Source organism: Vreelandella xerophytica (assembly GCF_968048975.1).
The window spans coordinates 2777397-2800007 of the sequence record NZ_OZ309106.1; the positions used below are offsets into that span (position 1 = coordinate 2777397).

Below are 22611 nucleotides of genomic sequence, written 5' to 3' on the forward strand. Positions count from 1 at the left end.
AAAGCGTCAAAGAACGGAGGGACGATAGCCCGGGACAGCCCGGTCAAAATACGTATTCGCCCCTTGGCCTACACCGCCCAGGCCGCGAAACACAAAACGTAGGAACAGGCCGCGATCGCTGAAGTCGTCCCCGATCCGAGCGGTGTCGTTATCGTCGATCCATTCACGCCACACCAGCTGCACGCCGTAGCAGCAGTCGTTCCACTGAACGCCGGCCAGCTGCTCGAGCGCGCGGTCATTGGTCTGGTCGTAAAGGTAGCGTCCGATCAGATCGATCTGTGGGGCAGCCCGCCAGCCCGCCGAAAGATCCCACTCCTCACGGCTGTAGTCACGAAACCCGTCATCCCCCGGCGTCACGCCCGGGTCGAAGCCTTCGATCTCCCAACGGTAGCCAAGGTTCACTACATGGCCTTCGGGATGCCGATAGCGTACGTCCACACTAGAGCGTTCGGTCTGCTCGCGGTGGTCATCATAGAGCCACTCGTAGCCGGTACTCCAGCGGTCGCTGATCTGCCACTCGAGCCGTGTCACCAGCGGCGAGCGGTCGCGGGTCGCCTGGTAGCGGCTTTGCGGATCGACGAAGGGATTGTCTTCCGGTCGGTCGGGCAGCGTATCCGGGTCGCCATCGCGGTCGATCCGCCGCTCGGCGAAGTAGAAACTCTGGCCCATGCCGAAAGTGAGCCGGTCGCGACCGGTCTCATCCTCGATCAGGCGCGACTGCAGGCCCAGGGAAACCCGGTTGAGATCCCCCACCCGGTCGGCACCGGAAAAGCGGTGTGGTGACCAGAGCTGATCCCAGGAGAACGCCCGCTCACGGCTATCGAACTCAGGCAGCTCGGTTTGATCGGTACGCGGGACATAGGCGTAGTTCAACCGGGGCTCCAGGGTCTGGCGGTAGCCGCGCTGGCCCAGATCCAGCTCGCGCTCGAACACCAGCCCACTGTCGACGGAAGTGATGGCTACGCTGCGCGTGGGCGAGGTGCTGCGATCGGTCGTGCGGTTGCCGTAATCCAGCTCGTAGGCGGTGTTCCAAAGCTCGGTACGCGGCTCGATATAGCCCCAGGGTTCTTCAAAGCGCCAGCCCACCGCAGGCGTCAGGTGAAGCCTTGAGCCGGTGGCGGCTTCGCGCTCGGGCACCCGGTTTTCGTCCACGTCGCGCCAGAAGTAGGTGGCGTTGGAGCGCCACTGGCTGTAGAAGCCACCGCCGAGCTGCCAGTCGGAGTTGGCGGTCAGGCTGGGCAGCCGGTAAAAGGGCTTGTCACTGTCGCTCAGCGGGTCCTCCAGGCGCTGAAAGCCCTGGGCACGAGCATCGAGCTGCCAGCGCTCGCCACGGTAGTCCACCTGGGCCCGGCGCTCCATGCCGACTCGGTCGCTGCGGCCGAATTCGGCGCCGAAGTCGTCGAAGTAGCGTCCGTCGCTGGCCGCCCCATAGCGCAGGCTATAGTTGCTGCGCGGGTTCACCCTTCCGCGATGCTGGGCGTCGATGTACCAGCGCTCCTCGCCTTCAAAGCGATTGTCGCCAGTGCGACTGCCGCCATCGTCGGGCAGGTAGCCGCCTTCCACCATGCCCTGGCTCTCTTCGAACAGGTAGCGGTACTCACCGTTGAGCAGCACGCCCCGGTCGGTCATGAAGCGCGGTGTGATCGTGGCATCGTGGTTAGGGGCGATGTTCCAGTAAAACGGCTGGGCGTAGTCCAGCCCGTCGCTTGAAAAGCCCAGGGTCGGCCATAAAAGGCCAGTCTGGCGCCGTTCATCCAGGGGAAAGCGTACCCAGGGCCAGTAGAAGACAGGCACATCTTTCACATGCAGGCGCGCGTTGCGCGCGGTACCAAAGCCTGCGCCCTGATCCAGCCGAATATCGCTACTGACCAGCTGCCAGGTATTCTCGCCCGGGTCGCAGGTGGTGAAACGGGCACTATGCAGGCGATACTGGTTTTCGCCGGTCTGTTCAAGCTGGTTAGCCTGACCGCGCAGACGCGACTCGTAGAGCACGTAGTGGCTGTTATCGATGGTAGCGCGGTCTTCGCTGAGCCGCAGGGTGGCCTGGTCGCCGCGCAGCAGCGCCTGGCCGTTGCGCAGGACAAGCTGGCCCTCGGCATCGACCTGTTCGCGACTGACAGGTAGAAACACCTGCTCGGCCTGAAGCTCGCTGTCGCCCTGGCGAAGGACCACGTCACCGCGCAAAAGCGCCTCGCCGTCGGCGGCGTAATCGGCATCCGACGTTTCAACCGAGAGCGTCTCGGGGTCTTGCTCGGCGGGCAAACGGTAGCCGGGCATCACGTAGCGGCCACGGCATAGCTGGCTGGATGCTTCTGCCTGACCGTAGGGCTGCCAGTCCAGCGCCTTGGCGGGCAACGGTTCACTCTGCGCCATCGCTGAATACGCGGTGAGCGCAAAGATGCCCACCAGCGAGTGTCCTACCGGCGCAGTATGCGTAAATCGCTTGCCCATGTTCGTTATCCTTGGCATTCAGAATCGGTATTATACAGCTCGAATGATGCCCGACCAGCAAGGAGCTTGCATGTCCTCTTCCAGGATTGACGCCCTCACCCGATGGGCTGCTGAAAAAAACGGCCTTGAACCGGCCGCCATCACCCTCGCCCCGGCGGGGGGTGATGCCAGTTTTCGCCGCTATTTTCGCCTGACGCTGCCATCAAACGAAACACAAATTGTCATGGACGCCCCGCCCGAGCAAGAAAACTCGGCGCCGTTTGTGGCCATCGGCCGGCGACTGCACGTTGCAGGGCTGCCCGTTCCCGCCATTTACCAAAGCGATCTCGAGGCGGGTTTTCTGCTGCTCGAGGATCTGGGCGACACCCCGCTTCAAGCGGACTTCACCGACGCCTCGCGCACAAAAGCACGCACTCTTGAAGCACTCGAGCTGATTGCCCGGCTGCAGAATACCACTGACCCGGGCGCACTTGACCCTTACGACGCCGCGTTACTGCGTCGCGAACTCGATCTTTTTCCCGAGTGGTGCCTCGAGCAATGGCTTGACATCGAGGTGCCCAAAAACCTTGCAGCGCTTTGCGACGACTTGGTCGACCAGGCGCTGGCGCAGCCGGTGGTGAGTGTACATCGAGACTTCGACGCCATGAACCTGATGCCCCACAATGGGCGCCTTTACATGATCGATTTTCAGGACGCGGTGGCCGGCCCCATCAGCTATGACGTCATCTCGATTCTTTGCGGGCGCTACTGGCGCTTCGATGACGCCGCCTTCGATGCCCTGGCGGGGCATTTCTATCGCCAGGCTCGAAACGATGGACGGCTGTCCTCCCGAGTGGAAGAGGCGGGCTTTCTAAAGCAGTGCCGCGCCATGGCCGCCCAGCGCTCGCTGAAGATCCTGGGTATCTTCTGCCGACTGACCCTGCGCGACGGTAAAACCGGTTATCTCGCCCGCCTGCCCCACTTTCTGGATCATCTGGAAGACAGCCTGGCGGCGCTGCCGGAACACGCCGATTTCGCCCGCTGGGTGCGTGAGGTCCTGCGCCCCGCGATCACCGCCAGGCTGGGTGAGGCTTCATGAAGGCGATGATTCTGGCCGCCGGGCTTGGCACGCGTATGCGCCCGCTGACCGACACCTGCCCCAAGCCGCTTTTGCCGGTAGGCGGCAAGGCGCTGATCGAGCACCACCTGGACCACCTACGCCTGGCCGGTATCGACGAGGTCGTCATCAACGTAAGCTACCGCGCCGATCAGATCATCGAGGCGCTGGGCGGCGGCGGGCGCTTCGGGCTTTCGATTCGCTATAGCGTCGAGCAAACGCCGCTGGAGACCGGCGGCGGCATCTTCAATGCCCTGCCGCTTCTGGGCGAGGCACCTTTTCTACTGGTCAACGGCGATGTCTGGTGTGACCGGCTGCCCACGCCCACCCTTGCCCCGGGCAAGCTGGCCCACCTGGTGCTGGTGGATAACCCGCTACAACACCCGGATGGCGACTTCGCCATCATCGAAGGCCTGGCCGCAATGGCAACGCCCGCGCTCACCTATTCGGGCATCAGCGTTATCCACCCGGCGCTGTTTGAAGACAGCAGCGCCGGCGCCTTCGCCCTGGCGCCGCTTTTTAAAGCGGCGATGGCGAAGGGCCTGGTCAGCGCCGAGCACTTTGTCGGCCACTGGGTCGACGTGGGCACGCCGGCGCGGCTTGGCGCGCTCGAACGCCATTTGGCAGCGCGCTAAACTGATTTACCCTTTTGCCAGGAGGACCCGTGAGTCTTGCTGATGATATTGCCCTGACGCCGCTGGTCGCGGTTTACGGCACGCTGAAAAAAGGCCTCAACAACGCCCACGTGCTGGAGGGCGCCGAGTTTTTGGGCGATGACCGGAGCGCGCTCCTTACGCTCTACGACGTCGGCCCCTACCCCGGCGCCAAACGCCGTGACTCCAAAGGGATCGCGCTGGAGATTTACCGCGTCGATCAAGCGACCCTGGCGGCATTGGATGTGCTGGAAGATCACCGCCCACAAGCGCCCCTTGACGGCGAGTATCAGCGCGTCACGCTTGCCACCCGCTTTGGCGACGCCTGGGTATACCTCTACAACCCGGATACCGCCGCACTGAGCGCCATCGGCGAAGGCGGCTGGCCAGTAGCGCGATAGCGCCGGTTGGCGCAAAGGCGTGTTATGCTGCGCGCCACGTATGAATCGTTAGAAAGGAGAGCCGCGTGAAAGCACGGGTGAAGTGGACAGAGGGTCGTCAGTTCGTAGCGGAATCAGGCAGTGGCCATAGCGTCGTGATCGATGGCCCGCCGGGCCATGGTGGTCGCAACACCGGGCCGCGTCCCATGGAGATGCTACTGATGGGCATGGGGAGCTGCACCGCGTTTGACGTCTTGAACATTCTCGACAAGGCCCGCGCCGCGGTTACCGACTGTGTCGCGGAAATCGACGCCGAACGCGCCGACGAGGTGCCCGCGGTCTTTACCCGTATTCACGTGCACTTTGTGGTGACCGGACGCAATCTGAAGGAAAAACAGGTTCAGCGCGCCGTCGAGCTGTCTGCCGAAAAATACTGCAGCGCCTCGATCATGCTGGTGAAAGGCGGGGTGGATATCACCCATTCCTTTGAAATCCAGGAAACCGACGCCGGTTAAAAAAATAGCCCGCCGGGATGCATCCCACGTCCCAGGCGGGCATAATACGCCCGCCTGGGCCTGCTTGATGCAGGCGGCACTCATCATGTACGGATTGGTTCCGGCGCTGGCTCGTCGGGGTGTTTTCACTGCCATAGGGAGGTGCGGACGTGTCAGATAATCTCCGACTCCACGGGTTTAACAACCTCACCAGCTCGTTAAGCTTCAATATTTACGATATCTGCTACGCGAAAACCGAAGAGCAACGCGCCGCTTACATCGACTATATCGACGAGCTTTATAACGCCGAACGCCTGACGCAGATTCTCAAGGACGTGACCAATATCATCGGCGCTCACGTGCTCAATATCGCACGTCAGGACTACGAGCCTCACGGGGCGAGCGTGACCATTCTGATTGCCGAGCACGAGCTTGACGAGCAGGGCCCCGTGCAGACCAAGCCCGGCCCCGGCCCGCTGCCTGAGACCGTGGTTGCTCACCTGGACAAGAGCCACGTCACGGTGCACAGCTACCCCGAGTCCCATCCGGACAACGGTATCAGCACCTTCCGGCTGGATATCGATGTCTCCACCTGCGGTCACATCAGCCCGCTCAAGGCGCTCAACTACCTGATCCATAGCTTCGATTCCGACATCGTCACCATGGACTACCGGGTGCGGGGGTTTACCCGGGACGTCGACGGCAAGAAGCTCTTCATCGATCACGATATCGCCTCGATTCAGGACTACCTGGCCGAAGATACCAAGCAGGCGTATCAGATGATGGATGTGAACGTGTACCAGGACAACATGTTCCACACCAAGATGCTCTTGAAGGATTTCGAGCTGGACAACTATCTTTTCGGCACCTCGCGCCGGGATATCACGTTCGAGGAGGCGCGCGACATCGAAAGCCGCCTGCGCAAGGAAATGCTGGAAATCTTCTACTCGCGCAATCTCGATTGAGCCCTTCGTTTGTCAGAACCCAAAAGCCGACTCGCGTCGGCTTTTTTTATGGTTTCAGTAGACCCCCTGCTCTCCTTCCGGCCGGGTCTTGAAGCGCCGGTGAAGCCACAGATACTGCTCGGGGTGCTTGCGAATCGCCCGCTCGATGAACTGATTCACCCGGGTGGCATCCGCCACTTCATCCTTGCTGGGAAAGTTGTCGAAGGCCGGCAGGCATTCGATGGTGTAGGTGCGGTTATCCGGATTACGGTGAAACATCAACGGTACCACGGGGGCGCCGGTCATGCGGGCGATCTTCGACGTCAAACGGATGGTCGCGGCCTGCTGATCGAAAAGCGGCGCGAAGACGCTGACATCCCGGCCGAAATCCTGATCCGGCGAGTACCATACGATATGGCCTGCCTTGATGCGTCGCACTACCCCACGCAGGTCGTGCCGATCGATCGCCTGGCCGAAAATGCGCGAGCGGGCGCGGGTCATGAACCGCTCGAACAGCGGATTGTTGTGGGGGCGATAGACCACGTCCGCCGGGAAAAACAGCGAATGCAGCGCCCCGCCCAGATCCAGCGTCGAGAAATGAATGCCCACCACCAGCACACCCTTGCCCTGGGCCTTGGCCCGGGCCAGATGCTCCTGGCCGTTGTAGGCCACGCGGTGTCGGAAGCCTTCGGCGCGCCGGCACCAGCCGGTGGCCGTTTCCACCAGGCCGATACCGTTGGCAATGAAGGTCTCTTTCACCAGTTGTCGCTGGGCTTCAAGGCTTTTCTGTGGAAAACAGAGCGCGATATTGGTGGCGGTGATGTGGCGTCGGCGCTTGATCAGCGCCCAGGCAAGCAGCCCGATCATCTTGCCCACCCAGAGTTTCAAGCGCCAGGGCAGCCAGGCCACGAGATACATCGCCCCGATCGCGGTCCAGGTAGGCCAGTAACGCGGGTGAGCGAAAGAGCGGGGAAAGGGTTTTTTTGACATGATGACAACCGTTAAGTAAGCGCGCCGCTATAGACGCGCGGCACGCGAGGTAATACCCCGGTCAACAGCGTATAGCTGATCGTATCGCAGTGGCGGGCCACCTCATCCACCGAAAGCGCCGCGCCTGTCACACTTTGGCCCCAGAGCACCACTTCGCTGCCTATCGAGGCGTCGATATCGGTCACGTCCACCGTGAGCATATCCATCGACACCTTGCCGGCAATCAAGCAGCGCTGGCCATCGACGAGTACCGGCGTCCCGTCCCGGGCGTGGCGGTCATAGCCATCGCCATAGCCGGCGGCCACCACGGCGATGGTCGAGCGCCGCGGCGCTCGCCAGCGACCACCGTAACCCACCGGCTCGCCCTTTTCGATATCGCGAAGGCTGATGATTTCAGAGCGCAGGCTCATCACCGGGCGAAGCGCCTGGGTAATGGCATTGTCCACGTCCAGAGGGTTGCTGCCATACATCATGACCCCCGGGCGGTTCCAGTCGCCGTGAGAAGCAGGCCAGGCCAGGGTGGCGGGGGAATTGGCAAGGCTCAGCGGGGCGCCAAGCGTCTCGCCAAGTGACTTGATGACGGCCATCTGCCGGTCGAAATAGCCGCGATCGGATGCGTCCGCCGTGGCGAAATGGCTCATGAGATGAAGCCCGGTCACCTGGGGGGCCGCCTTGAGCCGCTGCCACACACCCGGCACTCGATCCGGGTCAAATCCTAGCCGGTGCATGCCGGAATCCACCTTCACCCATACCGGGATCGGCGCCTCAGGTCGAAACGCCAACAGCGCCTCTACCTGCCAGTCGCTGTGAACGCTGACCCAAAAGCCGTGAGCGTCCACCAGGGCAAGCTCGCTTGCGCTGAAAAACCCTTCAAGCAGGACGATGGGCGCAGTGATGCCGCCTTCGCGAAGCGCCATCGCCTCTTCGATACAGGCCACCGCCAGCGCCGGCGCCACGGACTCGAGCGCCCTGGCGCAGGCAAGCGCCCCATGGCCATAGGCGTTGGCCTTGATGACGGCCAGGGACTGGCTTTGCAAGGCCTGGCCGACGGCCAACTGGTAATTGTGACGCAACGCGTCTAGATCGATATGGGCCGCTAACGGGCGCATTGCATGGCCTCACTTATCAAGCTGCCCACTCGAGCGCCTGGAATTCGAATCTGTAACCTCGTCCAACCGGTGAACGAGCGAATAAAATGATGTCTCTGACACTAACGCACCGGGTATGAACCCGGTGCGTCATGTCTTGCACGTGGCAAGCTCTGGCAGATTTAACTCTCGAAAATGGCGTCCAGGGAGAGCCCCTGCTTTTCCAGCGAGCGGCGAAGCTTCTTTAACGCTTCCACCTGTATCTGACGAACCCGCTCACGGGTCAGGCCGATCTCGGCGCCGACTTCCTCAAGCGTCGCTGCCTCGTGCCCGCGCAGGCCAAAACGGCGTACCACCACTTCGCGCTGCTTGTCGCTCAATTCATCCAGCCAATGGTCCACATGCTCGCGCACGTCGCCATCCACCAGATGCGATTCCGGGCCGGAGACATCGTCATCGGCCAGGGTATCGATCAAGGGCTTGTCGCTTTCGCCTCCCATGGGGTAATCGACCGAGGAGACGCGCTCGTTGAGCCCCAGCATCTTCTTGACCGTATCCACGGGTTTGTCCAGATGCTCGGCAATTTCCTCCGCCGTTGCCTCGTGATCGAGCTTCTGGGTGAGCTCCCGCGCGGCACGCAGATAGATATTGAGTTCCTTGACCACATGAATGGGCAGACGAATGGTGCGGGTCTGATTCATCAGTGCCCGTTCGATCGTCTGGCGAATCCACCAGGTGGCGTAGGTCGAAAAACGAAAACCGCGCTCCGGATCGAATTTTTCCACCGCGCGAATCAGCCCCAGATTGCCTTCTTCGATCAGATCCAGAAGCGTCAGGCCACGATTGAGATAGCGCCGAGCAATCTTCACCACCAGACGCAGGTTGGATTCGATCATCCGCGAGCGCCCAAGCGGGTCGCCCTTGCGCGCCAGGCGGCCATAGTAGACCTCTTCCTCCGGCGTCAAGAGCGGCGAAAAACCGATCTCGTTGAGATAGATCTGCGTAGCGTCCAGGCTCTGGGTCGGCTGTCGGTCCTCACGTCCCAGTGCTTTCTCGAAGGCATCTTCCTCTTCGGTGACCGTGTCCTCGGCATCATCGAGTGCCCCTTCCACGGTCTCCAGGTCAACCTCCTGTAGGTCCTTCTCCAGCATACTCATGGTCTTACCCCCGTTGTCTTGCCTAACCGCCATGTAGAAAAGTAAAGGTGGTCGCACTCCGTGTGCGCGTTCACCGTTATTGTTATATGACGCGCTTATCAAGCTGTCCGGGTTCCTCCAAAGACGCCGGGCGTCTTTGCCAAGCCGTTTCCATAGAACGCGTTAGCGTGATGGTAAAAAGTCCAAGGGGTTCTGGGGCTGGCCGTCACGGCGCACCTCAAAATGCAGTTTGACGCTGTCGCTGTCGCTGTCGCCCATTGTGGCAATGACTTCTCCTGCTTCGACCACATCGTTCTCGCTGACGCGCAGACTGTCGTTGTGCGCGTATGCACTCAGATACTGGTCGTTGTGCTTAAGTAGTATGAGATTACCGTAACCCCGTACACCGCTACCGGCATACACCACGATACCAGGGCCGGCTGCTCTTACAGGTTGCCCCTTTTGTCCGGTGATATCAATCCCGGCGGTGATGGTCTCCCCTTCGCCAAAGCCGCCGCTGACCTGACCATCGGTCGGCCAGCGCCAGTTGACATCATCGACCGGCGTGAAGCTTCGCGAGGAACGATCCGGCTGCGCAGGCGCGGCGGCAGGTTCGGGCTCAGGCTCGGCAGCCGGCGCCGGTTCGGGCTGGGGTTCTGATTCGGGCTGGGGCTCGGGTTCGGGCTCGCGCCGGGGTTCAGGTTCCGGCGTCGGCTCCTGCGAGACCTGCGCCACTGCGGGCTGGGCATCGACGACATCGGCCTGGGGCCCGTCCTGCTCCGGCTGGGGCGAGGGTGCGCTCGGCTCCTGCCTGTTTTCGGCGTTCTCACCCCGTTCAGCGGTGATACGCTGGTTGCGTTCGATGGCGCTCTCGTCGGGCAGCAACCAGTCCATCTGCTGATCATTGCTCTGGTTACTGCCTCCCATGTCCTGGTTACCGGTACCCGCATTCTGATTGCTGGCAACCGAAGTGCTCTGAGCGTTCAGACCCGTGGCCACCGCTCCTCTCTGGGGCTGGCCTGACTGACCGCCGGGGCTTGCGCCTTGTGAGCCGGTCGGCGTATTACCCGCGCCCTGTCGCAGTGCAATGGTCTGGCCAGGACGAATCTGGTAGGGCGGGTCGATACTGTTGAGCGCCGCCAGCTCCCGATAGTCCAGGTCGTGCTCCCAGGCAATGCCGTATAACGTGTCGCCGGGCTCGACGGTGTATTGAGGCGAGCTTTCCACCGCGCGGCGCGCCTCGCTCAAATCACGTACTTGAGGGGTGTGTGACTGCTGGTTCGCGCAGCCGCTGATGGCCAGCGCTAATAAAGACAGTGTCAAAACCTTACGCATGCAAACCCTACTCCTTTTCAACGCCGCGCGCGCTGTGTGTCGAACTGCGTGGCCTTTCGAGCGGCACGCCGGTTGAGTAATACTACCAGCAGAGCGCCGAAGACCATAAGCGCCACCACGCCTGCCACCTGGGCAGAGCCTCCGGTCAAATCGGCATAATCGCCCGGCAGTAGATAGCGGTGGGACAACGGAATCATTTGCCCCTCGGGGCCCATCTGGTAGCTCAGAAGCTCCCGCCAGGGCCATAGAACCGGCAACGAACCGACAATGAAACCCAGTAACAGGACCATGGTGCCATCGTGATGGCGCTTTAAAAGCCACCATAAAAGCCGCGAAAAGAGCATCAAGCCTACCAGGCAGCCGATACCGAACAACATGATAATATTCATGTCAAGGCTTTTGATAGCCCCCATGATGGTGCCATAAAGGCCCATGGTGAGTAAGAGAAAACTCCCCGACACGCCGGGTAGAAGCATCGCACTGATGGCAATGGCACCGGCGACTACCACTATCAGCATCTCGTTACCCAGCAACAGGACAAGCGGCATCAAGGCAGGCAGGCCCTGGGCCAGCAAGAACCCTGCCAGAAGCGGCAGTATATAGACAAGCCGCCACCGGCCGCCAGCGCGGCCGACCACCAGCGCCGAGGCGGCCACCAGACCGAAAAAGAAACCATCGATCAAGAGCGGATGCGCCTCCATCAGCCACAGAGCCAGGTGCGCGACACTGAACAGGCTGATCGCGACCCCGGCAAGTAGCGGCATCAAGAACGCCAGGTTCAGATAATGGAAAAGCCCACGCAAGCCACCCTGGCGCCAGACACCAAAGGCGCCGGGACCAAACTGCCTGATGGTGTGAATCAGCTCTTCATAGATACCGGTAATAAAGGCGATCGTGCCACCGGATACGCCGGGCACCGCGTCGGCCGCGCCCATGCCGGCACCTTTCAGAAATACGCCCAAGCGTCGATGCTTCAATCCACCACTCCTTGCAGTAAAGGGACAAACCGTACAGGTTCCAGCCGGCGTTTTTCAAAAGCGCCGCCGATCCGTTTTATTTGGGTCAACCACTGGCTGCCGTCCGGCGCTTCCAGCGGTGCAATCAGTACACCGTCGCGACTGAGCTGTTCCAGCAGCGCCTGAGGCAACGTTTGCGCGCAGGCTGTCAGCAGAATCACGTCAAAACGGCCCGCCTCGGGCCAGCCTTCCCCGCCGTCGGCCACGGTCAGGGTGACGTCGGCCTCAAGATACCAAAGCCGTTCGGCGGCGCGCTCGGCAAGCGTCGCGATGCGCTCGACCGAGTAAAGCGTAGGCACCAGGCGCGACAGGATAAGCGCCTGATAGCCCGAGCCGGTGCCCACTTCCAGTACCCGATGGGGCCTGGCCTTCAGCACAAGCTCGGTCATGCGTGCCACGGTAAAAGGCTGAGAGAGCGTCTGGCCAAAGCCGATCGGCAGTGCCGTGTCTTCATAGGCGCGGTGAGCCAGCGCTTCATCGACGAACAGATGGCGCGGCTCGCTCGCCATTACCTCCAGCACTCGGGTGTGCGTGATCCCCTGGTGAACCAGGCGTTCGACCATACGGTCCCGCGTGCGCTGGGAGGTCATTCCCCGCCCACGACGCTCACCCGGCGACAGCTCAGGCAAAAGCATCCAGCCATGCCTGGACATCGTCCCGAGCGGGATGACGCGTCAGATCGGTCTGAAGCGGCGTAATCGATACAAAGCCTGCATTGATCGCCGCGAAGTCCGTGTCCTCGCCGTCATCGGCATTGGCGGCTACCGGGGCAATCCAGTAGCGCGTGCGCCCTCGGGGGTCCTTGATCGGCACAGCCTTCTCAGCGGGACCACGGTAGCCCAGCCGGGTAACCCTGAATCCTTGCAGCTCGTCCCAGGGCACATCGGGCACGTTGACGTTCAAGAGCGTGCGCGGCGGCAGTGAAAGCGCGCCGGCCGCACCCACCAGGCTGGCCGCCACTCGGGCAGCGGTGTCGAAATGGCGCTCGCCGCAAAGCGACATGGCGATCGCGCTCATGCCCAGATTACGCCCTTCCATGGCTGCGGCCACCGTGCCGGAATAGAGCACGTCGTCCCCCAGGTTGCTGCCATGATTGATGCCGGCAATCACCAGATCCGGGCGCTCGTCCCACACACCGTTGACCCCCAGATACACGCAGTCGGCGGGTGTCCCGTCGACGCTGTAAAACCCGTTATCCAGTGCCGTGAGCGACAGCGGGCGTGAAAGCGTCAACGAGTTGCTGGCCCCGCTGCGGTCGCGGTCCGGGGCCACCACGCGCAGATGAGCATGGTCGATCAAGCCGTCATGCAGGGCGCGAAGGCCGGGCGCGTAAACCCCGTCGTCGTTGGATAGCAGCAATCGTCGCATTCACCTCTCCTTTGGCTGCGTCACACGCGCAAGGCCTGGGTCAGAAAAAATCCGGGTGTTCGATAAGCTCGCTCAAGAGCGAAGTGGCAAAGCTGCCGCGCGGTAGTGAAAACTCGAGCACCGCGGCCTCGGGCTCCCAGGACAGCGTCGGGTCGATCACTCTGACTCTAAGTGCCCGGCGGCCTTTTTTCACCCCCGCCTGAACCAGCCCGTCGCAAAGCGCCGAGTGGCGCGCATGAAGCATCCGTTCCAGCCCGGCCTCCAAGGTCGGCTCGCCCTGGCCCCACAAGGGCCCGGTCGGGTGGATATCCAGTTCCGTCGCGCGGGCCAGGAGCGTATCGTCCACGTCCAGGGCGTGGAACACGCTCTGGGTGCCATCCAGCATCAGCATATCGCCGGGCAGTGGCGTGCCCCAGCTGCCCTCATCGATACGCGCGCTCAAAAACTCATTAAACAGAAAGCTGCGCGCGGTTGAAAGCATCATTCCCTGGCGGTCTTCGCGTTTACGCCAGCCCTTTTCAAGCAGCGCAGCCGCCCTTGCCAGATTGCGTCCTGCGGGCCCGAAGCGCTGAGGACCGTAGTAATTGGCCACGCCAGCGCAGCAAAGCGCTTCCCAGCGGGACACGAACGTCTCTGACCTGAGGGCCTCGCCGCTCACGCGCAGGCAAAAACGGTTGGTGCGATGCACGCCACGCTTGAGCTTTCGCGGGTGGCGCCCCTGTTCCACCACCTTGATGCCCAGCGCCTCGAGCGATTGCGCCAGCTGGTCCGGCGCCTCACGCCCGGGTAGATGTACGCTGAGCCACTGACGGGTCACCGCGACTCGGTCCTTCATGCCCGAATAGCCCACATCCCGGGGAGCCACCTCGCAAAGCCGGCTCAGCGCCTTCACCACCTCGAGAGTGGTCTGATTGCGCTTCTCAAGGCGCAGCCATAGATGCTCGCCGCTACCTTCCGGGGTGAAGTCGAGCTGCTCGTCGACCAGAAAGTCATCCGGGTGCTCGCGGTAGCGCCCCGGCATACGGGGGCCGAACCGGGCGTCCAGGACACGGGGCCAGGCAGGCAGCGTAATCATCAGGACGCCCGAGGCTGCAGCAACACCACCGCTTCGGCGGCAATGCCCTCACCACGACCGGTAAAGCCCAGCCGCTCGGTGGTAGTAGCCTTGACGTTAACCTGACCGAGTTCGACACCGATATCATCGGCAATCACCCGGCGCATGGCATCGATATGCGGCGCCATCCTGGGTGCCTGAGCCATGAGGGTGGCGTCCAGGTTGCCCACGACAAAACCTGCGCTTGTGACCAGCGCGACCACATGGCGCAACAGATCGCGGCTGTCCGCGCCTTTCCAGGCCGCATCGGTATCCGGGAAGTGTCGGCCGATATCGCCAAGCGCGCAGGCGCCCAGCAGGGCATCGCTGATGGCGTGAAGCAGCACATCACCGTCGGAGTGGGCGACAAACCCCTGGTCAAAGGCGAGCTTGACCCCGCCCACCATCAAATGATCGCCGGGCCCGAAACGGTGGACGTCGAAACCATGGCCAATACGTATCAAGGGCTACTCTCCCTGCTGCTATCCGCCTGACGCGCCAGGATGGCCGCTGCCAGGGCAAGATCGTCTGGATGGGTGATTTTCAGGTTGTCGCGCCGGGCGCTCACCAGCTTTGGCGCCAGGCCCAGCGCCTCGACAGCGGAAGCCTCGTCGGTGACCGTCACGCCGTTTGCCACGGCTTGATCCAGCGCGCGTCTTAAAAGTTCAAAGCGAAACCCCTGGGGGGTCAGCGCGTGCCAGAGCCCATCACGGGGTTCGGTATGGGCACTGAGCCCTTGGCCACCTTCCCGCTTCATGGTGTCCGCCACGGGCATGGCCAGCAGCGCGCCGCCTGGATGGTCGCAGGCGGCAAGGTAAAGCGCGCGCAGGTCCTTTTCGGTCACGCACGGCCGCGCCACGTCGTGCACCATGACGATATCGTCAGGCGCGGCGTCCATGGCGCTCAGGGCATTTTGCACGCTATCCATTCGCTCGCGTCCGCCCGCCACCCGCTGCCACTGGGGAAAAGGCACCCAGTCGGGGTCGAACCAGCGATCCTGACGATCCAGGCAGAGCACGAGATGGGCCTCGGGGAAGGCGTTGTAAAGGCGTTCAAGAGTAAGCGCCAGCACCGGACGGGCCTGGATAGAGAGATACTGTTTGGGCCTGTCGCCGCCCATTCGTCGGCCCTGACCTGCAGCGGGCACGACCAGCCACTGTCGATCAGTCATCATCAGTCTCGTTGGTGTCTGGTGTCTGACCCAGGCCCGGCTGGGTGACCAGCGCGGCGTTCAAACCGATCAGCTCGCTCTGGATCGCCACACCCGGCACCCAGAAGAACTGCTCATCGCTTCGCACCATTCCCATATCGCTTCGAGCGCGTTCTTCAATGGCGTCCAGGCCGGTCTTGAGATCGGTCACTTCCGCCGCCAGGCGCGCGTTGCGTTCGCGCATGGGCACGTTGGCCGCTTCCTGTACCGCCACGCGCTGCTCGACGCGCTGAAGATCCTGCCAGCCACCGCTGCCTAGCCATAGCTGATACTGTAAAAACCCCAAGACGCCTGCCAAGGCCATGACCAGCCATCGATGCATCATTCAGTTCCTGTGATCAAGTGCCTTTGAATCAGGCGTGAACGGCGCGCATTATGCCATTAAGCAGGCAAGGCAGCGAGCCGCGTATCGGGTTAACCTTGCGTCTTGAACGGCAATGCTTCAAACGCGGCTTCGCGGTACGCCTTTATATGCAGCGCCTCCTGGGCGCAGAACTCGGCCACCCCGGCGGCAAGCCCTGGGTGAGCCAGATAGTGAAGCGACTGGACAGGTGTCGGCGCGAACCCGCGCACCAGTTTATGCTCGCCCTGAGTGCCGGGATCGAAAAGGGTGAGTCCACGGGCCAGGCAATACTCGATGCCCTGATAGTAGCAGGCCTCGAAGTGCAGGCAATCTGCGACCACTTCGCTGCCCCAGTAGCGCCCGTAGAGCGTGGTGGCGCCACGAAAATAGAGCGCGGCGGCCACGGGCTGCCCATCGATCAGTGCCTGAACGAGCACCAGAGCGTCAGGCATATGCTGGCGCAGCGCGTCGAAGAAGGCCTGGTTCAGGTAAGGCGGACGGCCACGCTCGTGGTAGGTGATCGCGTAGCAGCGAAAAAAGTGCCCCATCGCCGCCTCATCGATGGCCTCACCTTCCAGACAGCGCAGCGTAATACCCTGCTCGGCGACCAGGCGCCGCTCACGTTTGATCGTCTTGCGCCGCTTGGCGGTCATGCTTGCCAGAAAACCGTCGAAATTGCCAAAGCCCTGGTCCCGCCATTGAAACTGTACGCCCTGGCGAGTGACCAGACCAGGACACTGGGCCTGCCAGAGCGCCACCTCCCGGGTATCGGCAAACAGCAGATGCCAGCTTGAAAGTCCCAACTCGTCGCACTGGCGCTGCCAGCCCTTTGCCAGCAGCGTGCAGGCGGCGTCCTGGTCGATATCGCTTGCGATGAGCATGCGCTGGCCCGGCACGGGTGTGAAAGGAATCGCGCTCAAGGCCTTGGGATAGTAATCGCCGCCGGCACGCTCAAACGCCTCCGCCCACCCCCAGTCGAACACGTACTCTCCGTAGGAGTGGTCTTTCAGGTAAAGGGGCAGTGCCGCCACCAGGCGATTACCCTGCCATACGCTCAGGTGACGAGGCTGCCAGCCGGTCGCCTCACTGACCGAGCCGCTTTTTTCAAGCGCTGCCAAGAACGCGTGGCGCAAGAAGGGTTGCTCGTCACTGACCAGCGCGTCCCACTGGGCGGCCGACACGTCGTCCATGGAAAAGAGCATCGCGAGTGTTTGCGTAGACCTGGCACCTTGCATGAACACCTCGTATTGAATCATGAACGCCTAGTGTTCCCAGTATCACTCAATCATATGCCCACTAGAACCCATCCAGGCGATTTGGCCAGCCCGCTCGCCTGAAATACTGCCCAGGGCAGCGGATTATTAAAGCTTGGCGAAGAACGTCCGATAAAGAGTGGATTGGCTCACTTTTTAGGATATCTATGCAAGCCGCCGATAAACCTGACAACGAACTCCAGCGCCTAGCGGCTCTGCAGAGTCTAGAGGTGCTGGACACGCCACCGGACGCGTCGTTGGAGCGTATCACCGAGCTTGCCCGCGATATCTTCAATGTGCCTATTGCGCTGATTTCGCTGGTGGATGAAAACCGCCAGTGGTTCAAGTCGCATATCGGCCTGGAGGTCAGCGAGACGCCTCGGGAGTACTCGTTCTGCGCCCACGCCATTCACCAGAACGATCTGCTGGTGATCGAGGATGCGCGCGAGGACACGCGTTTTGCCGACAATCCACTGGTCCTGGGTGCTCCTCATATTCGCTTTTACGCGGGCTACCCGTTGCGCCCGACCGACGATTACATCGTCGGTACGCTGTGCCTGATCGACCAGACCCCACGCCAATTTAGCGAACGCGAACAGCGCCTGCTGATCAACCTTGCCGCCCAGGTGGACGATCTTTTACGCCAGTTCAAGCTTCAGGCCGAACTGACCCGCACCGCCCGGCGGTTCGAGGCGCTTTTCAGCAAGAGCGCCACCGCCAAGATCCGCATCGACCGGGACGGCCAGATCATTGCCATCAATCCCTTTGCTCTGAGTCTTCTAGGCTACGAGGCTCATGAGCTCTTGAACAAGAACATTGCCGTTCTGACGCCTCCCAGCATCGCCGTCGATCATGATCAGTTCATTTCACGCTACCTGGCAGGAGGTGAGCCCAAGGTGATCGGCCGCGGCCGCGAGGTCGAGGCGATGCACAAGCAAGGCCACCGGGTGCCGGTACACCTGGCCATCAACGCCATTCACGACAACCAGGGCAAGGTGGTCGAGTTTCTGGGCGTGCTGACCGATCTGACCAGCATTTACGAAGCCAATAAACGCATCATGAAAGAGCAGAGCCTCTTGAAGGTGCTGCACCAGGGCATTACCGATTACCAGGCGATCATGTCCGGGGAGAAGCTCTGGACCTTTTTGCTGGAAGCGCTTCGCGAGCTCACCGACAGCGACTACGCCCTGATTGGCGAGGTGCTGCCCACCGATACCACCAACGCGCTCAAGATTCACGCCATTACCGATCTCTCCTGGAGCGACTCTTCGCGCAAGCTGATGGAGCGGCTTCGTAGCGGCGACATGATACTGACCAACCCGAACTCCCTTCTGGGTCGGGTATTCGCCTCTGGCGAAGTGGTCACCACCAACGATGTATATGGTCACGCCGCCCGAGGTGGCTTTCCTCATGGCCACCCTCGCCTGGATAACTACCTGGGCGTCCCGATCATCAGCGGTGAGCACCTGATCGGCATGTACGCCATCGCCAACAGCAAGCAGCCGCTCAACCAGGCGCTGCTTGACTGGCTACAGCCGTTTACCGATACCTGCGCCCTGTTGATCAACCTTTATCGACAGATGGCCGAGCGCGAACAGGTCACCCGGGATCTGGCCGTTGCCCGCGACCAGGCAGAGAAGGCCAATCAGACCAAAAGCGAGTTTCTCTCGTCCATGAGCCATGAGCTGCGCACGCCCTTGAACGCGATCATCGGTTTCGCCCAGCTTCTGGGCAAGGGCCGGCGCGACCCCCTCAACGACAAGCAGCAGCGTCAGGTCAATCAGATCGAGACCAGCGGGCAGCACCTTCTAAGCCTTATCAACGAAATCCTGGATCTGGCGCGAATCGAGGCGGGCCATCTCTCCCTTGCCATCGAGCCGATCGATATTTCCCGGGTGCTGGATGACGCCTGCGCCACGCTCGAGGCCAATATCGAAGCGGCGGGCATCACGCTCAAGCGGGGGCCGCTCAACGCGGACTGGCGAGTGCTGGCGGATTATACCCGTACCAAGCAGGTACTCTTGAACCTGCTGTCCAACGCCATCAAGTACAACTGCGCCAAGGGGATGATCGAGATTCGCGTAGCCCCTCGGGAGGGCGCCTTGCAGATAAGCGTCGTGGATACCGGCCTGGGTATCGACGAGGCGCGCCAGCACGAACTCTTCGAGCCATTCAACCGGCTGGACGCCGAGCACGGCACCATCGAGGGCACCGGCATTGGCCTGGCCATCACCCGCGAGCTAGTGGTGCGCATGCAGGGCCGGATCGGCGTGGACAGCACGCTGGGGAAAGGCTCGACGTTCTGGTTCACGCTGCCGTTGACCGAACAGGGCGTTGAAAAGGAGAGCGAACAGCCCACCGACACGACCCGCCAGAATGCCGGCCCGTGCCGTTATCAATTGCTTTACGTCGAGGACAACCCCACCAACCAGCAGTTGATGCAGGACATCATTGAAGACTTCGAGGAAATCGAGCTGCAGACCGTCGCCAGCGCCGAACTCGCGCTGGATATCGTCCGCCACGCCGTACCGAACCTCGTACTGATGGATATTCATCTGCCGGGAATGAACGGCTATCAGGCGCTGAAAACCCTGCGCCAGGACCCTCGACTCAACGCCACGAAGGTGGTGGCCCTTTCCGCCAACGCCATGCCGCTGGATATCGAAAAAGGCTTGGCGGCGGGTTTTGACGACTACCTCACCAAACCGATCGATATCGACAAACTCTCGCACATGCTCAGAGAGTTTCTCCCCGTTGCGCCTGGAAGCAATCTATGACATTAGCCCGCAAACACCTCCTGGTGGTGGATGATAATGCTGCCAACGTCGAGCTGTTACTTGATCTACTGGATGATCATGGTTTCGACAACGTTCATGGCTTGAGTGACCCCCGCGATGTCATGAGCTACTGTCAGGCCCAGCGTCCGGATCTGATTCTGCTGGATATCCGTATGCCGCACATGGATGGTTATGCGGTCATGAGCGCCTTGACCACGCAGTTTGGCGATAATACCCCTCCGATTATCGTGCTGACGGCCCAGATCGACGATGAAACCCGCCAGCGCGCCCAGCGCATGGGCGCGCGGGACTACATCACCAAGCCTTTCAAGCACGACGATGTGCTTACGCGCATACGTAACACCCTGGATATCGAGCACCGCTACCAGCTGCGCAGCCAGCAGGCGGAGTGCTTCGAACGTCTGGCCGCGGAACAGACCCAGGCGCTCGAGCAGCAGTCACGAACGGATACCATCACCAAGCTTCCCAACCGCCGGGCGCTGACCCAGACGCTGCGCATCGCGACAGGCAAAAACCTGCCTACCGGGCTTTTGTTCATCGCCATCGACCAGCTCGACGACGTGGTGCGCTTTCACGGCTACGCCATCGCCGACAAACTGCTGCTTCACGTCAGTCAGCAGCTTTGCGCACGCCTGGACGAGTCCGCGAAACTGGGCGTCTGGGGGGGTAGCGAACTGCTGGTCATCCTGCCGGAAGCGAGTCTTGAACAGCTGACCAGCCAGGCCGTGCAGCTACTGGGCTGTTTTGACCAGGACCAGACCCTGGGCGATCTACTGCTTCCTCTTGGCGTTCGTATCGGTATCAGCAGCGCGGTCGATACCTTCGACCCCGAGCGCCTGGTGCATATGGCAGCCCTTGCCCTGCCGCAGCAAAGCAGCCCCGTGCGCGTTCAAAGTTACAACGAGGAACTTGAAACGCTTCAGCGTCAACGGCTGCGTCTGCAGCAGTCGATACGCGGTGCCACTTCGCGCGGCGAGATGAGCCTGGCTTTTCAGCCCAAGCTTTCGTTGTCCACCAATCAGGTGATTGGGGCTGAAGCGCTGCTGCGCTGGGACCACCCCACCCTGGGGCGGATCTCGCCGGCGGAGTTCATTCCGCTGGCCGAAGCCAGCGGCGATATTCTCTCCATTGGCGAGTGGGTCATCGAAGAGGCCATACGCCATATCGTTGTCTGGCGTGAAAAGGGCCTCCTGGACGACGAGTTCCATATTGCGGTCAACGTGGCCGCCCGCCAGCTCGGGCGGCGCGACTTTGCGGAAAACCTGCTGGAAACCCTCGACAGGTACCGTATTCCTTCTCGCTTTTTTGCGCTGGAGGTCACCGAATCCGGACTTTTAAGCGATATGCTCAATGCCCGCGCCCAGTTGGCCAAGCTTGCCGAGTTCAATATCGCCGTGGCCATCGATGACTTCGGCACGGGTCACTCCTCTTTGGCGTATATCAAGACCCTGCCCTTCTCGACACTGAAAATCGACCGCGCTTTCGTGATGGATCTCGAGGATAAAGAGGTCGACCGCCACCTGACGCTGGCGATCACCCGCCTTGCCCACGCAGTCGGATGCGACGTAGTGGCGGAGGGGATTGAAACAAAAGCTCAGGCGGATTATCTGCGCTCCATTGGTTGTGAGGCCGCGCAAGGGTATTATTACGCCCGTCCGCTGCCCGCCGACGAGTTTTACGACTGGTGTACCCGGCGGGCCACCCAACAGCCTTTGACGATCGCCCTGGAGTCTTGATGGCCCACGACCTGCTTGACCGCTTACGCGAACGGCTCAACGACCTGAACCGTTCCGAGTTCAAGGTCGCCAACGTCATCATGGACGACCCGGCGGCAGCCACGAGCCGGAGTATCGCAAGCCTTGCCCAGGCGGCGGGGGTCAGCGAGCCCACCGTGAACCGGTTCTGCCGTAATTTCGGCGCCAAGGGGTATCCGGATTTCAAGATCAAGCTGGCCCAGAGCCTCGCCGGGGGTACCCCCTATGTGACCCGGGCGGTGGAGCCGGGCGACAACGCCGCCCAGTACACGCAAAAGATCTTTGGCGCAACGATTGCCGCCCTCAACGAAGCCGAGCGACAGGTGGATATGGCGGCAATCGAACGCATGGTCGACTACCTCACCCAGGCCAAGCACATACACTTTTTCGGCCTGGGCGCCTCGGGTGCCGTCGCCCAGGACGCTCAGCACAAGTTCTTTCGCTTCAACCTGCCGGTCATGGCGTATATCGACGTGCTCATGCAGCGCATGGTAGCCGCCGCCTGCCACACCGGCGACGTGGTCGTGATCATCTCCTACACCGGGCGTACCAAAGAGCTGGTCGACATCGCCGGCCTCGCCCGCGCGGCCGGGGCGGTAGTGCTGGGTATCACGGCGCCGAATTCGCCGCTGGCGAACGAGTGTACGGCCACCCTTGAGGTCGCCACCCCGGAAGACACCGACCACTACATGCCGATGACCTCCCGGGTGATTCAGCTGACCCTGATCGATGCGCTGGCCACGGGAGTCACCCTGCGCCGGGGCGAAGATTTTCTACCCCATCTCAAGAAGATCAAGGACAGCCTGCGCGACACTCGCTTTCCCATGCAGTGAGCGTCCAAGCGCTACTCGCCGACGGCGGCGGTCACGGTAATTTCCACCTTGAGCTCGTCGGCGGGCAGCGGCGCGCAGACGCAGGTACGCGCCGGCGCGTGGCCTTCGGGTACCCAGGCGTCCCACACCTCGTTCATCGCGCTGACATCGCCCCCGTCTTTCAGGTACACCGTGGCGCTCAAGAGCTGTTCGCGGCTGGAACCAATCTCTTTCAAGAGCGCATCGACGCGCTCGAGCATGCTCTTGGTCTGCTCGGTGATATCGCCCTGGCGGGCGTCAGGGCCTGCCACCTGGCCGCACAGGTAGGCCACCCCCTGATGAATTACCGCCCGGCTCATACGCGCTTTGGTATCGTGGCGCTTGATGGACATTCGTT

Annotated in this window: 22 protein-coding genes; 8 read left to right on the forward strand and 14 right to left on the reverse strand. The window is 61.8% G+C overall.

Annotated features, from left to right (window positions below):
• Positions 1 to 6: 6 nt before the first annotated feature.
• Positions 7 to 2451 (reverse strand): LPS-assembly protein LptD, encoded by a 2445-nt coding sequence (locus ACWF8S_RS13030; RefSeq protein WP_447553767.1) that lies wholly within the window; start codon positions 2449 to 2451, stop codon positions 7 to 9.
• Positions 2452 to 2521: 70 nt separating this feature from the next.
• Between ACWF8S_RS13030 and ACWF8S_RS13035 the strand changes: the two genes are divergently transcribed.
• From ACWF8S_RS13035 to speD, 5 genes are all read left to right on the forward strand, one after another.
• Positions 2522 to 3529: an aminoglycoside phosphotransferase family protein gene (locus ACWF8S_RS13035; protein WP_447553768.1), complete on the forward strand. Its 1008-nt coding sequence runs from the start codon at positions 2522 to 2524 to the stop codon at positions 3527 to 3529.
• Entirely contained in the window at positions 3526 to 4182 is a 657-nt protein-coding gene (gene murU / locus ACWF8S_RS13040) for an N-acetylmuramate alpha-1-phosphate uridylyltransferase MurU (RefSeq protein WP_447553770.1), read from the forward strand. The genes ACWF8S_RS13035 and murU overlap by 4 nt, the downstream gene beginning before the upstream one ends.
• 29 nt (positions 4183 to 4211) lie before the next feature.
• Entirely contained in the window at positions 4212 to 4601 is a 390-nt protein-coding gene (locus ACWF8S_RS13045) for a gamma-glutamylcyclotransferase family protein (RefSeq protein WP_447553771.1), read from the forward strand.
• A 65-nt stretch (positions 4602 to 4666) separates the two neighbouring features.
• Positions 4667 to 5095 carry an OsmC family protein gene (locus tag ACWF8S_RS13050; protein ID WP_447553773.1) on the forward strand — a complete coding sequence of 143 codons (429 nt, stop codon included), beginning with the start codon at positions 4667 to 4669 and terminating at the stop codon, positions 5093 to 5095.
• A gap of 149 nt (positions 5096 to 5244) precedes the next feature.
• The gene (speD, locus tag ACWF8S_RS13055; RefSeq protein WP_447553775.1) at positions 5245 to 6039 is read left to right on the forward strand and encodes an adenosylmethionine decarboxylase; all 795 of its coding nucleotides are present in this window, start codon (positions 5245 to 5247) and stop codon (positions 6037 to 6039) included.
• Positions 6040 to 6093: 54 nt separating this feature from the next.
• On the opposite strand, the gene lpxL is transcribed toward speD, so the two are convergent.
• From lpxL to ACWF8S_RS13115, 12 genes are all read right to left on the reverse strand, one after another.
• On the reverse strand, positions 6094 to 7008 hold the full coding sequence (gene lpxL / locus ACWF8S_RS13060) for an LpxL/LpxP family Kdo(2)-lipid IV(A) lauroyl/palmitoleoyl acyltransferase (protein WP_447553776.1): 915 nt from the start codon (positions 7006 to 7008) through the stop codon (positions 6094 to 6096).
• Between the two features lie 11 nt (positions 7009 to 7019).
• Complete coding sequence (alr, locus tag ACWF8S_RS13065; RefSeq protein ID WP_447553778.1) at positions 7020 to 8117, reverse strand: alanine racemase; 1098 nt, start codon at positions 8115 to 8117, stop codon at positions 7020 to 7022.
• Between the two features lie 161 nt (positions 8118 to 8278).
• Positions 8279 to 9253, reverse strand: a complete 975-nt coding sequence (gene rpoS / locus ACWF8S_RS13070) for an RNA polymerase sigma factor RpoS (RefSeq protein ID WP_447553780.1) — start codon at positions 9251 to 9253, stop codon at positions 8279 to 8281.
• A gap of 162 nt (positions 9254 to 9415) precedes the next feature.
• A complete protein-coding gene (locus ACWF8S_RS13075) occupies positions 9416 to 10567 on the reverse strand; it encodes a peptidoglycan DD-metalloendopeptidase family protein (protein ID WP_447553781.1) in 1152 nt (383 codons plus the stop codon).
• Positions 10568 to 10584: 17 nt separating this feature from the next.
• Positions 10585 to 11544: a DUF368 domain-containing protein gene (locus ACWF8S_RS13080; protein WP_447553782.1), complete on the reverse strand. Its 960-nt coding sequence runs from the start codon at positions 11542 to 11544 to the stop codon at positions 10585 to 10587.
• A complete protein-coding gene (locus ACWF8S_RS13085) occupies positions 11541 to 12218 on the reverse strand; it encodes a protein-L-isoaspartate(D-aspartate) O-methyltransferase (protein ID WP_447553783.1) in 678 nt (225 codons plus the stop codon). The genes ACWF8S_RS13080 and ACWF8S_RS13085 overlap by 4 nt, the downstream gene beginning before the upstream one ends.
• Entirely contained in the window at positions 12205 to 12951 is a 747-nt protein-coding gene (gene surE / locus ACWF8S_RS13090) for a 5'/3'-nucleotidase SurE (protein WP_447553784.1), read from the reverse strand. The genes ACWF8S_RS13085 and surE overlap by 14 nt, the downstream gene beginning before the upstream one ends.
• A 40-nt stretch (positions 12952 to 12991) precedes the next feature.
• A complete protein-coding gene (gene truD / locus ACWF8S_RS13095; RefSeq protein WP_447553785.1) occupies positions 12992 to 14026 on the reverse strand; it encodes a tRNA pseudouridine(13) synthase TruD in 1035 nt (344 codons plus the stop codon).
• Complete coding sequence (gene ispF, locus ACWF8S_RS13100; RefSeq protein WP_447556600.1) at positions 14026 to 14505, reverse strand: 2-C-methyl-D-erythritol 2,4-cyclodiphosphate synthase; 480 nt, start codon at positions 14503 to 14505, stop codon at positions 14026 to 14028. Before ispF ends, truD begins: the two co-directional genes overlap by 1 nt.
• Positions 14505 to 15215 carry a 2-C-methyl-D-erythritol 4-phosphate cytidylyltransferase gene (gene ispD, locus ACWF8S_RS13105; RefSeq protein WP_447553786.1) on the reverse strand — a complete coding sequence of 237 codons (711 nt, stop codon included), beginning with the start codon at positions 15213 to 15215 and terminating at the stop codon, positions 14505 to 14507. The genes ispF and ispD overlap by 1 nt, the downstream gene beginning before the upstream one ends.
• Entirely contained in the window at positions 15208 to 15576 is a 369-nt protein-coding gene (ftsB, locus tag ACWF8S_RS13110) for a cell division protein FtsB (protein ID WP_447556601.1), read from the reverse strand. Before ftsB ends, ispD begins: the two co-directional genes overlap by 8 nt.
• 92 nt (positions 15577 to 15668) lie before the next feature.
• Positions 15669 to 16832 (reverse strand): GNAT family N-acetyltransferase, encoded by a 1164-nt coding sequence (locus tag ACWF8S_RS13115; RefSeq protein ID WP_447553788.1) that lies wholly within the window; start codon positions 16830 to 16832, stop codon positions 15669 to 15671.
• A 185-nt stretch (positions 16833 to 17017) separates the two neighbouring features.
• On the opposite strand from ACWF8S_RS13115, the gene ACWF8S_RS13120 reads away from it, so the two are divergent.
• Genes ACWF8S_RS13120 through hexR form a run of 3 tightly spaced genes read left to right on the forward strand, consistent with a single transcriptional unit; the run spans position 17018 to position 22235 of the window.
• A complete protein-coding gene (locus tag ACWF8S_RS13120; RefSeq protein WP_447553789.1) occupies positions 17018 to 19627 on the forward strand; it encodes a GAF domain-containing protein in 2610 nt (869 codons plus the stop codon).
• On the forward strand, positions 19624 to 21384 hold the full coding sequence (locus tag ACWF8S_RS13125) for a GGDEF/EAL domain-containing response regulator (protein WP_447553790.1): 1761 nt from the start codon (positions 19624 to 19626) through the stop codon (positions 21382 to 21384). The genes ACWF8S_RS13120 and ACWF8S_RS13125 overlap by 4 nt, the downstream gene beginning before the upstream one ends.
• Positions 21384 to 22235 carry a transcriptional regulator HexR gene (gene hexR / locus ACWF8S_RS13130; RefSeq protein WP_447553791.1) on the forward strand — a complete coding sequence of 284 codons (852 nt, stop codon included), beginning with the start codon at positions 21384 to 21386 and terminating at the stop codon, positions 22233 to 22235. Before ACWF8S_RS13125 ends, hexR begins: the two co-directional genes overlap by 1 nt.
• 11 nt (positions 22236 to 22246) lie before the next feature.
• Here the strand turns inward: hexR and ACWF8S_RS13135 are convergent, their stop codons facing one another.
• A complete protein-coding gene (locus ACWF8S_RS13135; RefSeq protein ID WP_447553792.1) occupies positions 22247 to 22606 on the reverse strand; it encodes a RidA family protein in 360 nt (119 codons plus the stop codon).
• Between the last annotated feature and the right edge of the window lie 5 nt (positions 22607 to 22611).